Genomic DNA, 13,229 nt, shown 5'->3' on the forward strand with positions numbered 1-13,229 from the left:
CCCCCGAGGTCGGTGCGCCGACCCCGATCGGCCGGCGTGGGAGTGATCTACCCACGCCGGCCGGGGCGCTGACTCAAGAGAACCTCAGAACGTGACGTCCGAGCAGGCGTAGAACGCGTTGCTCGTGTCGGCGATCGTCCACACCGCGAGGATGACGTGGTGGCCGCTCAGCCCGGACGGCAGCCTGCCACTGTGCGAGAGCGTGGACGGCGGCCGCTGCCCGTTGTACGGGACCGTGAAGAACGGCGTGAGGTTGAGGTCGGAACGGGACAGGTTGTGGTTCTGGTTCCAGCCCGGCTTGGTGACGTAGTACCGGAAGTCGGTCGTGGCGTGCATGGCCGTGAACTGCCAGCGGAAGGTGTAGTTCTGTCCGCCGGTCACCTTGGTGGTGGGCCAGGCGCCGCCCGACGGCGTCTTCGGCGCACTGAGCTGACTGAACTGGCCCAGCCCGCCGTTGCATATCGACCCGTCGGCCGGGCCGGAGCCCGGGAAGCCCTTGGGGCCCTCGACGCTCTGCGGCTCCCACTGGATGGAGCCGCAGTTGGTCACGGTGCCGTTCTGACAGAGCTTCTGACGGCTGATGGGGAGGTCGGTGTAGCCGTGGCTGGACGCACCCCCGGCGGAGAGCACGAGAGCTCCGGCCGTGGTGAGTCCTAGTGCGGCGGCGTACAGCTTGGTCTTTCTGCGCATGCTGCTGCTCCTGGGAACGTGGGGGAAGTTCGGCGAGCTTGCAGGTCTAGACCAAGTCTCAGATTATTGCTGACTGTTGAACATGTCCATACCAATCGACGAACATGTTCGACGTGCCGTCAGGTACACGCCGTGGCGATCGCGCCGTCAGACGGCCGTCTCCCCCCGCCCCGCACAGAACGCCACCGTCAAGTCCTTGACCAGCGCCTTGCGTTCGTAGTCGTCGAGTTCGACCAGGCCCCGCATGGTCAGCGTGGTCACCGTGTCCTCCACCGAGTCGACGACCGAGGTGAGCATGGTCGCCCGGGCCTGCGCGTCCAGTGCGGCGATACGGCGGCGGTGCATGGCGGCGGCGACCTCGGGGGCGTACTCCATCCGCACCGGCCGCACCGAGAACACCTCCAGGCCGACCATGCTCGCGTCCCGCACCACCATCCGGGTCAACGCGTCCGCGGTCACCTCGGCGGAACCCCGGGTGGCACCCGGCATCTCCACCGGCACCCGGGCGAGCGCCGCCTCGACGCACTCGCGCAGGTAGAGCTCGTGGTCCTCCACCCCGAGCGTCGCCCGCGCGGTGTCCTTCACCCGCCACACCACCAGGACGACCACCCGCAGCGCGACCCCGTTGCCGTCCGCCGCCTGCATCTCCTCACTGCGCCAGTGCCGCAGCCGTACGTCGACCCGGCGGCGCAGCAGCAGCGGGTTGACCCACAGCAGGCCGGTGCGCCGGACCGTCCCCTGATAGCGCCCGAACAGCCCGAGCACCCAGGCCCGCCCGGTCCGCCCCCGCGCGAGCCCGCCCAGGCCGACGCAGCCAAGAGCCCCGGCCCCCGCGTACGCCGCCCACTGCGCCGGCCCCAGCCCGGCCCCCGCGGACGCCGGCAACCGCAGTGCCTCCACCGCCAGCTGCGGCAGCACCCCGGCCCACCACGAGGTGGCCAGGCACCCGGCCGCCCCGCAGGCGCCGGCGAGCACCCCCGCCGCCCCGGGCAGCACGCGCGCGGGCCGCTCCACCAGGTCGGGGTCGACCTCCGGAGCGGGACGCGGCTTCGGCTGCATGGGGCGGCGCAGCCGCGGCTGCTCCCCCGTGCCCTGCCGGCGCGCCACGACCGTCGGTCTGAGCGGCACCGACACCGGGCCCGCCTCGTCGCGGAACAGCAGATGGACGGGGATCTCGGTGGTCACCTCGTTCTGGATCAGCCGCGCGGGACGGGCAGGCACGTCGGCCGGCCCCTCGAGCCCCGCGAGCCCCTCGGGTTCGGGCGTGTGAGAAGTGGTCGTGGTCATGCGTGCCTCCAGCCTCCGCGCCAGATGCGTCACAGCAGTGGTTGTCGGATTGCGGCGTTACGAGAAGAGCCGCCGCCAGGTCTCCGGCCCCGGAAGGCCGTCCGCCGCGCCGCCCCGCCAGCCCTGGGCACGCTGGAAGGCCTCGACGCCCCGCCGGTCCGCCTCGCCCCAGCGCGGTCCCGGCCCGGTCTTGTAGTGCTTGCCGAACCCCTTCTTCACCAGCTGCCTGCCGAGCCGGGTGACGTACTCGTTGTCGGAGCCCGGCCGGAACATCGCCCGCCCCGGATAGCCCGGCACCCCGTGCGACGCCGGCTGCAAGGGCCCGGCCGCGCCCACCTCCCCGCCCGGCACGTCCTTGCCCTTGCCCGTCACCAGCAGCAGCCACGTCTGCGGCCCCGGCAGCCCGTCCGCGTCCTGGCCGCGCCAGCCCTGCGCCTGCTGGAACGCCCGCGTGGCCCTGCGGTCCGCGTCCGTCCAGCGCGAGCCGGAACCGGAGGTGTAGTACCGCCCGGCGCCCCGCTCGACGAGGAGGCGGCCCAGCCGGTCGACGTGCCTGTTGTTGGCCCCCGGGCCGAAGTACGCCCGTCCCGGGTACGCCGTCGCGCTCCGCGGGGCTCCGGGGTTGGGGGTGGCCGGCATGGAGGTGGTGTCCGGCTCGGGGGTGGCGGGCTCGGTCGTGGCCGGCTCGGCGGCCTCCTGCTTCCCGGTGGCCGGCTCGGTGGTGGTGGCCGGCTGCGCGGTCTCCTGCTTCCCCGTGGCCGGTTCCGTGTCCGTCGTGGCGCTCTTGAGCCCCTTGTAGCGGTAGGGCACGTAGCGGTCGGAGTTGCTCGAATAGGCGTACGGGGTGGTCTTCCGGCGGGCATGCGGCGGTGTCGACTCGTAGGCCACGTAGTAGGTGTGGGTGTGGTCCGTCCAGCCGCCGAAAATGACGACGTGCGAGCCTTTCTCGGGGTTCGCCGGATTGTGGAACAGCAGAATGTCGCCGGGCTGCAGGTCCTTCTTGGCGATGCGTACGCCGTACTCGTGGAGGCTGCCGGTCCATTCGTTTCCGGGCAGCTTCCAGGCCATCGAGACGAAGCCCGAGCAGTCCTGCCGGTATCCGTCCGACCAGTACTTGGACATGCTGTACGGAACCTTCGCGGCGACCCATTTCTTGGCCCGCGTGATGATCTCCGCGCGGGTGGTCGCGGGTGTCTTGACCGGGCCCGTCGGAGTGACCGGCGTGCCGCCCGGGCCGTGCAGCGGGGCCCGGGCTCCCTGGGGTGTATTGGGCTCGTCACCTGCGGGAACGCCCGGCCGGTCGGTGACGTGGGGGGCGGCGATGGCCGGGGCCGTATGGCCTACGGCGAGGGTCGTGGAGGCGGCTGCGGCGAGGATCAGCGCCCGGTGGGCGGCCGGGTGGCGGCCGGTCGTGGAATGCGGCAGAACGCGTCTCCAGTGAACGCATCCCGGGCAGTCGCAGTCACTCGCAGGATCGAATTCCTCGAATACCGGAGTCCGAGTCTCCATGCGATTCCCCTCACACTCCGGTTGGATATCTCCGCGGCAGTACACCCCGCCAGTCTCACAACTGTCTTCCGGACTCGCATGTTGACGGTCCGAATGGTTTACGGCCGCCCCGGCGCCCCCGGCCGCCCCGTCCGCGCGGTCCGGGCCACCCCCGCAGGTCATGTAGAGTTACGCCGTCACCAAGCGCCGCTAGCTCAGTTGGTTAGAGCAGCTGACTCTTAATCAGCGGGTCCGGGGTTCGAGTCCCTGGCGGCGCACCGACAGTGAAGGCCCCTCGTGCAAGCGGGGGGCTTTTCGCGTGTTTGGCCGGATACTCTCTGGCCATGGCAGCGCGTGACCTCCAAGAGCGGATCAAGAAGCTCATCATCGACCGCCGGCTGGCCTCCGGGGCCCCGCTGCCGACGGAGCCCGAGCTGATGGCTCATCTGGGTGCCAGCCGCAACTCCGTGCGCGAGGCGCTCAAGGGGTTGCAGGCGATGGGCATCGTCGAGATCCGGCACGGCTTCGGCACCTACGTCGGCACCATGTCCCTGGCCCCGATGATCGAGGGCCTCGCCTTCCGCACGGTCGCCGGGCACTACCGCGGCGAGGACACCCTGCTCCAGCTGGTGCAGCTGCGGGAGGCCGTGGAGACGGGGCTGGTGTCCCGGCTCGCGGGGCGGATCCCGGATGCCGACCTCATTGAACTGGATGCGCTCGTCGACCGTATGGAGGAGCAGGCCGCGCGCGGCGGTGACGGCATCGCCGAGACCGACCGGGCGTTTCACGCCACCCTCTACCGGGGGCTGGACAACGCGCTGCTGGGCGAGGTCATGGAGGCGTTCTGGGACGCCTTCCACCGCGTCCACACCGATCTCGGGGGTGCCCCGCAGGATCCGCTGGTCACGTGCCGGCAGCACCGGGAGATCGTGGACGCGGTGCGGTCGGGCGATGCGATACGAGCAGAGGGAGCCATACGGGAGCACTTCGGCAACATCCGTGCACGGGTATCCACGACGGGTACACAACACCCCCACAGGTGCCACAATGAGCGCGTATGACCGGTAAACACCTCGTTTCGCATCTTGCGATCATGCGGAACGGCGTAGAACTCTGGTGATTGGTTTTTCAAGATGCTGCGGATACGCGGCAGTTGGGGGGCAAGGAGCCGGTTGCCGGTTTTCGTCGGGGGGTAGGGGCCCCGTTCATGACCGCATGCCGAGGGGGGCATGATGCAACCGGAAGGTCGCTGTTCCATGTCTAAGGTGTGGAAGACGTGGTGACTGCGGCCCACCACTGATACGTCTGTGAAGGTCGAGGGGGACTGGAGCAGCCGTCAAGGAACCGACAGACACGTGGGGTTACCCGCGTGTGGGGGGATGACTCATGACGTCGACGCCGACGGGCGCCCGGCAGAACTTCGACCCGTCTCAGACCACCCAGCTAAGGGTGCCTTCGCAAACCCGGACCGGCGCGTTCCGCCGGATCAAGAAGACGCTGCCGAAGTACGACTACGAGCACTACAGCCGGCTGGCCGGCCCCCTCACGCAGCCCGACCCGAACAAGCCGTACCGGGTCGAGTACCGCTCACTGATCTCGCAGGAGCCGCACCGGATCAGAGTTGCGCTGATGCTGGCGGCCGCTCCGCTGCTGTCGCTGGTTCTGCTCTTCTGGCTGCTGCAGCCCGAGCACTGGACCGAACGCGACTATCCCGCCTTCGACTTCCTGCCCGCGCTCGACATCGTGATGCTCGTCTCGATCGGTCTGATCGAGTTCTTCCGCTGCATGAACGTGCTGTCGAACGCGCACGCCACGCTCGTCGCCCGCGACCCGATCCCGGTGGTTCCCGAGACCGGCACGAGAGTGGCCTTCCTGACCTCCTTCGTGCCCGGCAAGGAGCCGCTGGAGATGGTGACGAAGACCCTGGAGGCGGCCGTCAAGCTCCGCCACCGGGGCCTTCTGCACATCTGGCTGCTCGACGAGGGCGACGACCCGGAGGTCAAGGAGGTCTGCAAGCGGCTCGGCGTCCACCACTTCTCCCGCAAGGGCGTCGCCAAGTGGAACCAGGCCAAGGGCCCGCACCGCGCCAAGACCAAGCACGGCAATTACAACGCCTGGCTCGACGCCCACGGCGACGACTACGACTTCTTCGCCTCGGTCGACACCGACCACGTGCCGCTGCCGAACTACCTGGAGCGGATGCTCGGCTTCTTCCGCGACCCGAACATCGGCTTCGTCATCGGCCCGCAGGTCTACGGCAACTACGACAACTTCGTCACCAAGGCCGCCGAGTCGCAGCAGTTCCTCTTCCACGCCCTCATCCAGCGCGCCGGCAACCGCTACGGCGCCCCGATGTTCGTGGGTACGTCGAACGCCGTACGCATCAAGGCGCTCAAGCAGATCGGCGGTCTGTACGACTCGATCACCGAGGACATGGCGACCGGCTTCGAGATCCACCGCCACAAGAACCCGGCGACGGGCAAGAAGTGGCGCTCGGTCTACACGCCGGACGTGCTCGCCGTCGGTGAGGGCCCGAGCGCCTGGACGGACTTCTTCACCCAGCAGATGCGCTGGTCGCGAGGGACGTACGAGACGATCCTCAAGCAGTACTGGAAGGGCTGGTACTCGCTGCCGCCGAGCAAGCTCTTCAACTACACGATGATGATCATCTTCTACCCGATGTCGGCCATGAACTGGATCCTGGCGGCGCTGAGCTGTGCGCTATTCCTGGGCATGGGCGCCTCGGGTGTGAACATCGACCCGACGATCTGGCTGATGCTCTACGGCAACGCCTCCGCGCTCCAGATCGGCCTGTACGTCTGGAACCGCCGCCACAACGTTTCGCCGCACGAGCCCGAGGGCTCCGGCGGTGTGGCGGGCATGGTGATGTCCGCGCTGTCGGCGCCGCTGTACGCGAAGGCGCTGATCGACTCCGCGCTGCGCAGGAAGAGCAAGTTCGTGGTCACGCCCAAGGGCGATTCCGCGAGCCCCGACAGGTGGTTCGGAACCTTCCGGTACCACTGGTACTTCATCGGGATCTTCGGCGCCTCCATCACCGCCGGTTTCGTGTACGGCCACTCGCACCCGGCGATGATCATCTGGGCGACGTTCGCCATGCTGATCACCGCGACGCCGATCTTCGCGTGGCGCTACATGCTGCGGCAGGAGAAGAAGAAGCCCGCCGCGACGGTCCCGGCGCAGCCCGCGCCGGCCCAGCCCGCGCCGTATCAGCCGGAGACGCAACCGCTGCCCGCGCAGCACGCGTCCCATGCCCCGCAAGCGGCGCACGCGCCGCAGCACAAACCGAGTTGGGCCGCCTCCGGCAGCGGCACCGACCAGACCATGCAGATCGCCCTTGGTGGACTTGGGGGACGTAAGGAATGAACGACCGTGCAGGCCGCCGCCGCGCCCGTCGACTCGCGATAGGTACGGCGGTGGTGCTCGCGCTGGCCGGAATGAACGGGCCGTGGCTTTATCGCGTCGGCACCGAGAAATACCACCAGTACCAAATCAACAGACCCGAGTACAAAGCCGAGAACGGCAAGTGGGAGATCGTCGATTTCCCCGAGGAGTACCGCCAGAACACGATCCACGCGGCGCTCCTGCACACCGGCAAGGTGCTGCTGATCGCGGGCTCGGGCAACAATCAGGACAACTTCGACGCGAAGAAGTACGACACCCGGATCTGGGACCCGGTCAAGGGCACGATCAAGAAGGTGCCGACGCCGAACGACCTGTTCTGCACGGGCCACACCCAGCTGTCCAACGGCAACCTGCTGATCGCCGGCGGTACGAAGCGGTACGAGAAGCTCAAGGGTGACGTCACCAAGGCCGGCGGCCTGATGATCGTCCACAACGAGAATCCGGACGAGCCGATCACGCTGCCCGCGGGCACCAAGTTCACCGGCAAGGAGAACGGCAAGACGTTCGTCTCCAAGGACCCGGTGCTGGTGCCGCGCGCGAAGAAGGTCTTCGACAAGGCGACCGGCGAGTTCCTGCGCAACGACCCCGGCCTGGGCCGGATCTACGTCGAGGCGCAGAAGAAGGGCGCGAAGTACGAGACCGGCACCCAGGACAACTACCGTGTCCAGGGCCTGTCCGGCACCGACACGCGTAACACGTACGGCATCGCGCAGAAGCTCGCCCTGGACAAGAAGGACTTCCAGGGAATCCGGGACGCCTTTGAGTTCGACCCGGTCGCCGAGAAGTACATCAAGGTCGACCCGATGCACGAGGCCCGCTGGTACCCGACGCTCACCACCCTGAGCGACGGCAAGATCCTCAGCGTCTCCGGCCTCGACGACATCGGCCAGCTGGTGCCGGGCAAGAACGAGGTGTACGACCCGAAGACCAAGAAGTGGACGTACCTGACGAAGGTCCGGCAGTTCCCGACGTACCCGGCGCTGTTCCCGCTGGAGAACGGCAAGATCTTCTACTCGGGTTCGAACGCGGGCTACGGTCCCGACGACGTGGGCCGCGACCCCGGCGTCTGGGACGTCGACACCAACAAGTTCAACAAGCTGCCCGGGCTGAGCGACCCCAAGCTGCTGGAGACCTCCGGCACGGTGCTGCTGCCGCCCGCGCAGGACGAGAAGTACATGGTGATCGGCGGCGGTGGCGTCGGTGAGTCCAAGGAGGCGAGCGAGAAGACGCGGCTGATCGACCTGCAGGCCGACAGTCCGAAGTTCGTGGACGGGCCTTCGCTGGAGAAGGGCACGCGGTATCCGCAGGCCTCGGTGCTGCCGGACGACACCGTGCTGGTGTCGGGTGGCTCCGAGGACTACCGGGGCCGCGGCGACTCCAACATCCTCCAGGCGCACCTCTACCGCCCCGGGGCGACGTCCCTCGACCGGGTCGCCGACCCGCTGGTGGGCCGGAACTACCACTCGGGGTCGATCCTGCTGCCCGACGGCCGTGTGATGTTCTTCGGCTCGGACTCGTTGTACGCCGACAAGGCCAACACCAAGCCGGGCAAGTTCGAGCAGCGGATCGAGATCTACACGCCGCCGTATCTGTACCGGGACGCGCAGCCGTCGCTGTCGGGTGGTCCGCAGACCATCAAGCGGGGCGGGACGGGCACGTTCACCTCGCAGCACGCCTCGTCCATCGAGAACGCACGGCTGATGCGGCCGAGCGCGTCGACGCATGTCACGGACGTGGACCAGCGGTCGGTGAAGCTGGACTTCAAGAAGTCCGGTGACAAGATCACGGTGGATGTGCCGACGAACCGGAATCTGGTTCCGTCCGGCTGGTACATGCTGTTCGTGACGGACGACCAGGGCACGCCGAGCAAGGCGCAGTGGGTCAGGGTCCCTTAGCGGACACGCAATTGGGGCGCCCTCCGCGACGGAGGGCGCCCCAATTCACGTAGCAGCTACTTGCTGGCCTTCGCGAGACCCAAGGCGTACTGGGCCCACCACTCGCCCGCCTTCGGGCCGCCCTTGCACTCGCCGTCCGACTCGCCCGGGCGCTTGACCCACACGTACGCGTCGACCAGCGGGTCGGTCGTCTTGGTCGTGGGCGTCTCCCCCAGCGCGCGGCCCGGCGGGTTGCACCAGCGCTCGTCCGGGTTGCCCTCGGTGTAGGGGCCGTTGCCGTTGCGGCTGGTGTCGATGACGAACGGCTTGTTGCCCACCTTGGTGGACAGTTCCTTGCCGTACTTGATCGAGTCCTCGGTCGTGTAGAAGTTGGAGACGTTGACGGAGAACCCGTCGGCCTGGTCGATGCCCGCCCGCTTCAGGGGCTCGAAGATCTGGTCGGGGTGACCCCAGCCGGCGTTGCCCGCGTCGACGTAGACCTTGGTCTTCTTCAGGGACTTGAGCTTGGTGATGGCGCCCTTGAGGAGGTCGTAGCGCTCCTCGTGGAACTCGCCGGGGGTGCAGCCGTCGACCAGGTGCAGGACCGCGTCCGGCTCCAGGATCACCGCCGTGTCCCGGTCCCCGATGCCCTTGGCCACACCGTCGATCCAGCTCCGGTAGGCGTTGCCGTCGGCGGCGCCGCCCTGCGAGTACTGGCCGCAGTCGCGGTGCGGGATGTTGTAGAGGACCAGCAGGGCCGTACGGCCCGCCTTGTCGGCGGCCTCGGTGAAGCCGCGTGCCTCCTCCTCCGGGCTCTCCGGGCCGATCCACTCGCCCGTCGGCTGCTCCGCTATCTTGCGGATCTCCTCGGCGTCCTCCTTCTTGCCGGCCTTCGCATAGGCCGCCACCTGCTCGGCCGCGTTCCCGTCCGGGTTCACCCAGAACGGGTCGGTCTCCTTGGGCTGTTGACTGATTCCGGCGCCGGCGCTGTCGTCGGGGTCGTCGCCGTCCCCGGAGGACGAACAGCCCGCCATCAGCAGTGCCGCCCCCAGCACCACCGCGGACGTCCGCGCGCGAGCCCCCCGCCAGGCCCCCCTGTTCAGGTACATCCAGCTCCCCCTCGGGTGCACTGTTCCAAGTCTCAATCCTGACATACGTGTCGTGGGGCACACGAGTTCGCCGAGCCTTGTCGGGGAGCTGTTACAGCCACTATGACGGCTGCCACAACGACAGGGGAAAAAAGGGCGACAGGGGAAGGGGAGGGTGCGGTCATGCACCGGAGCACCCGGGAGATCCGGCTGGCGGAGGCGTTGGTGGAGTCGGCGGACACGCTCGTCGACGGATTCGAGGCCGCGCACTACTTATCGGGCGTCGCCGACCACTGCGTGGGGTTGCTGGCCGCGCGGGGCGCCGGGTTCATGCTGATCGACGACGGCCGGGCGGTGTCGCTGGCGGCGGGCGGCGCGGACCGGGATATCACCTTGGAGCTGCTGCGGGCCCAGTACGGCGGCGGGCCCTGTCCGGACAGTTACAGCTCCGGGCTGGCGGTGCCGCCGGTCTCGATCAGGGCGGCCCGGACGGACTCCCGCTGGCCGGAGTTCACGGAGCGGGCGCTCGCCCACGACATCGCGACGACGTACGCGGTCCCGCTGCGCCGCCGGGACCGGCTGCTCGGCGCGCTCAACGTCTTCGGCGCCGACCGCACCGGCGGCTCCCCGTCCGAGGACGGTACGACGCTGCGGCTGGCCCAGCTCCTCGCCGACTGCGCGGCCCTGGGCCTGGAGAACAACACGACGTACGTCCAGTGCCGCAGCCTCGCCGGTCAGTTGCAGCAGGCGCTGTCCAGCAGGGTGCGCATCGAACAGGCCAAGGGCATGCTGGCCGAGCGCTGGCACACTGCCGCCGACCACGCCTTCGTGGCGATGCGGCAGTACGCGCGCCGGCGCCGGCTACCGCTGGACCGGGTCGCGCAGGAGGTCATCGACCGGGTGGCGGACGACGCCGAACTGCGCCGGGAGGCGGGGCGTGCGAACGACGAGGGACGCGCGTAGCACCCCCGCGGACTTCCTCTGGGCCACGGCCGCCATCCGCTCTAGAGTCATTTCCGGACGACCCCAGCCCCCGGTCGGACGAGCCCCCCAACTCTGGTCACTCAAAGCCTCCCGCGCCGGTCGCCGGGTTACTCCCGCAGCCCGTGCGCGCGCGGTCGAGGACCAGCCCGGTCGGCGACTTCGGGGGAGCGGTCGTCGACCGGGCCAGGTGAACGGCTGCGGCCGTCACAGCCCCGACCCCGTGAGGTACGCCGACACGATCACGTTCGCCGTGTAGGTGCGGGTCGTTCGGTCGAAGGTGCCGCCGCAGGTGAGGAGGCGCAGTTCGGCGCGGCCCCGGTGGTGGGTGCCGTAGGCCTGGTGGGCGTCGAAGCGGTTGCGGGGGACGACGTCGACGTCGTCCACGGTGAACTCGGCGACCTTGCCGTCGTCGCGGAGCACCCGCACCGTCGCGCCCGGCTTCAGCGCGCGGAGGCGGTGGAACACGGCCGGGCTGCTCCGGGTGTCGACGTGACCCACCATCAGCGCGGCCCCGACGGCTCCGGGCTTCACCCCGGCCGCGTACCAGCCGACGTCGGCGGCCTGGACGTAGGGCGGTGGATCGATGGCGCCGTGGCGGTCGAGACCCCGGGCGACCACCGGGGCCTGGATCCCGAGCCCGGGGACGTCGAGGCGTTGCGGCAGCGCGTCGCCCAGCGGGCGGGCGGCGGGCGGCAGGTCCACCTGCGGCGGGCGGCCGACCGCGGCCACGTCGCCGGCCACGGGTGCGGAGATGCCCTGTTGTACGTCGGTGACCTCGCGCCCCCACAGCCACAGTCCGAGCAGCAGCACGGTCCAGGCCACGCCCATGAGCAGACGGCCCCCGTAGGCGGGGCGTTCGTGCTCGGTCATGGTCAGTGCGGCCTGCGCTGCTCGCGGCTGCGGCGGGCGCTGCGCAGCGCCACGGCGGTCGCGGCGACACCGGCGAGGATCAGCCCGGTCACGGTGTGCGCCGTGCCGGGGCCGGCCTCACGGGCGTCCACGACGGCGAGCCGGGCGGTGCCACCGCCGCCGGCGGGCACGGGCGCCACGGGAGAGGCGTGGCCCGACGGCTCCGCCCCGTGCCGCGCGCCCTGCGGCCCGGCGACGGTGACCGCGCCGGTGCGGGACAGCTCCCCGCAGGCGACCGTGATGTCGTACGTGCCCGCCTTGAGCGTGGAGCGGATGCGGCTCTCGCCGGTGAGGGTGCCGTCGGCGCCGACGGTGAGGCGGGCGTCGGCGACGAACGCCTCGGAGACGGCCTCGGCGGCCCGCTCCGGGCATCCGCTCACGTGCAGCACGATGTCCCCGCCCGGGCGGGGGGACGACGGGCTGACCGAGACACCCCCGTCCGCCGCGTGTGCCGCCGGAGTGACGGCGACCGCGCCCAGGGCGGCCATCGCACAGAGAGTGACCCGCAGTGATCCCATCGTGAACCTCCAGTTACCTGGAGACTCCCCCCGGGGCACCGGCCCCGCATCCTCAGCGGGGCCGCACTGCTCCGTACGGGTCGTGTTGCGCCCCGTTTCCCCGTCCCCTGGTTTCAGATCCGGTCGACGAGGTCCGCGATGGAGTCGACGACCTTGGAGGGCCGGTACGGGAAGTTCTCCACCTGCTCGGGCCGGGTCAGCCCGGTGAGCACCAGGAACGTCTGCATCCCGGCCTCCATGCCGGCCAGCACGTCGGTGTCCATGCGGTCGCCGATCATGGCGCTGGACTCGGAGTGCGCCCCGATGGCGTTCAGGCCGGTCCGCATCATCAGCGGGTTCGGCTTGCCCGCGAAGTACGGCTGCTTGCCGGTCGCCTTGGTGATCAGCGCGGCGACGGCGCCGGTCGCGGGCAGCGGGCCCTCGGTCGACGGCCCCGTCTCGTCGGGGTTGGTGCAGATGAAACGGGCGCCGGCGTTGATCAGCCGGACGGCCTTGGTCATGGCCTCGAAGGAGTAGGTGCGGGTCTCGCCGAGGACGACGTAGTCCGGGTCGTGGTCGGTGAGGATGTACCCGATGTCGTGCAGCGCGGTGGTCAGGCCGGCCTCGCCGATGACGTACGCCGAGCCGCCCGGGCGCTGGACGTCGAGGAACTTGGCGGTGGCCAGCGCCGAGGTCCAGATGTTCTCGATCGGCACCTCCAGGCCCATGCGGTTCAGCCGGGCGTGCAGGTCGCGCGGGGTGTACATCGAGTTGTTGGTGAGGACGAGGAAGGGCTTGCCGGACTCGCGCAGCCTCTTGATGAAGGCGTCGGCGCCGGGAATCGGGACGCCCTCGTGGATGAGCACGCCGTCCATGTCGGTGAGCCAAGAATCGATGGGCTTGCGGTCTGCCATGTTGCTGTGCTCCTGGCCTGCGTACGGGATGAGCTGGGGGCGCCGGAACCACGGCGTACCGACGCCCCCAGAGTA

Annotated in this window: 11 protein-coding genes and 1 tRNA gene; 5 read left to right on the forward strand and 7 right to left on the reverse strand. The window is 69.6% G+C overall.

Translation table 11 applies throughout. The annotated features are described in order from the left end of the window. Positions 1–84 precede the first annotated feature (84 nt). The 3 genes from ACZ7M7_RS06560 to ACZ7M7_RS06570 all read right to left on the reverse strand — a co-directional run bounded on the left by ACZ7M7_RS06560 (position 85) and on the right by ACZ7M7_RS06570 (position 3,486). Entirely contained in the window at positions 85–690 is a 606-nt protein-coding gene (locus tag ACZ7M7_RS06560) for a lytic polysaccharide monooxygenase auxiliary activity family 9 protein (protein ID WP_383608986.1), read from the reverse strand. A gap of 147 nt (positions 691–837) precedes the next feature. After that, positions 838–1,977, reverse strand: a complete 1,140-nt coding sequence (locus ACZ7M7_RS06565; RefSeq protein ID WP_472113349.1) for an SPFH domain-containing protein — start codon at positions 1,975–1,977, stop codon at positions 838–840. A 57-nt stretch (positions 1,978–2,034) separates the two neighbouring features. Then, positions 2,035–3,486, reverse strand: a complete 1,452-nt coding sequence (locus ACZ7M7_RS06570; RefSeq protein ID WP_472113352.1) for a peptidoglycan-binding protein — start codon at positions 3,484–3,486, stop codon at positions 2,035–2,037. Between the two features lie 183 nt (positions 3,487–3,669). Here ACZ7M7_RS06570 and ACZ7M7_RS06575 point away from each other — a divergent pair. The 4 genes from ACZ7M7_RS06575 (at position 3,670) to glxA (ending at position 8,783) form a co-directional block, all read left to right on the forward strand. Continuing rightward, positions 3,670–3,743, forward strand: a tRNA-Lys gene (locus tag ACZ7M7_RS06575). 66 nt (positions 3,744–3,809) lie between these two features. Then, the gene (locus ACZ7M7_RS06580; RefSeq protein WP_328427438.1) at positions 3,810–4,526 is read left to right on the forward strand and encodes a FadR/GntR family transcriptional regulator; all 717 of its coding nucleotides are present in this window, start codon (positions 3,810–3,812) and stop codon (positions 4,524–4,526) included. A 325-nt stretch (positions 4,527–4,851) separates the two neighbouring features. After that, complete coding sequence (locus tag ACZ7M7_RS06585; protein ID WP_472113355.1) at positions 4,852–6,849, forward strand: glycosyltransferase family 2 protein; 1,998 nt, start codon at positions 4,852–4,854, stop codon at positions 6,847–6,849. Further along, entirely contained in the window at positions 6,846–8,783 is a 1,938-nt protein-coding gene (gene glxA / locus ACZ7M7_RS06590; protein WP_472113358.1) for a radical copper oxidase GlxA, read from the forward strand. The genes ACZ7M7_RS06585 and glxA overlap by 4 nt, the downstream gene beginning before the upstream one ends. 56 nt (positions 8,784–8,839) lie before the next feature. Here the strand turns inward: glxA and ACZ7M7_RS06595 are convergent, their stop codons facing one another. Then, positions 8,840–9,871 (reverse strand): glycoside hydrolase family 6 protein, encoded by a 1,032-nt coding sequence (locus tag ACZ7M7_RS06595; RefSeq protein WP_472113361.1) that lies wholly within the window; start codon positions 9,869–9,871, stop codon positions 8,840–8,842. A 162-nt stretch (positions 9,872–10,033) separates the two neighbouring features. Between ACZ7M7_RS06595 and ACZ7M7_RS06600 the strand changes: the two genes are divergently transcribed. Next, complete coding sequence (locus ACZ7M7_RS06600; RefSeq protein WP_472113364.1) at positions 10,034–10,813, forward strand: GAF and ANTAR domain-containing protein; 780 nt, start codon at positions 10,034–10,036, stop codon at positions 10,811–10,813. A 225-nt stretch (positions 10,814–11,038) separates the two neighbouring features. Here ACZ7M7_RS06600 and ACZ7M7_RS06605 read toward each other — a convergent pair whose 3' ends face one another. The 3 genes from ACZ7M7_RS06605 to ACZ7M7_RS06615 form a co-directional block, all read right to left on the reverse strand. After that, positions 11,039–11,704 carry a class F sortase gene (locus ACZ7M7_RS06605; RefSeq protein ID WP_472113367.1) on the reverse strand — a complete coding sequence of 222 codons (666 nt, stop codon included), beginning with the start codon at positions 11,702–11,704 and terminating at the stop codon, positions 11,039–11,041. Between the two features lie 2 nt (positions 11,705–11,706). Beyond that, on the reverse strand, positions 11,707–12,261 hold the full coding sequence (locus ACZ7M7_RS06610) for a hypothetical protein (protein ID WP_472113369.1): 555 nt from the start codon (positions 12,259–12,261) through the stop codon (positions 11,707–11,709). Between the two features lie 113 nt (positions 12,262–12,374). Next, complete coding sequence (locus ACZ7M7_RS06615; RefSeq protein WP_383608958.1) at positions 12,375–13,154, reverse strand: HAD-IIA family hydrolase; 780 nt, start codon at positions 13,152–13,154, stop codon at positions 12,375–12,377. Positions 13,155–13,229: the final 75 nt, after the last annotated feature.

The sequence above is a fragment of the Streptomyces sp. NPDC111606 genome (assembly GCF_055656945.1).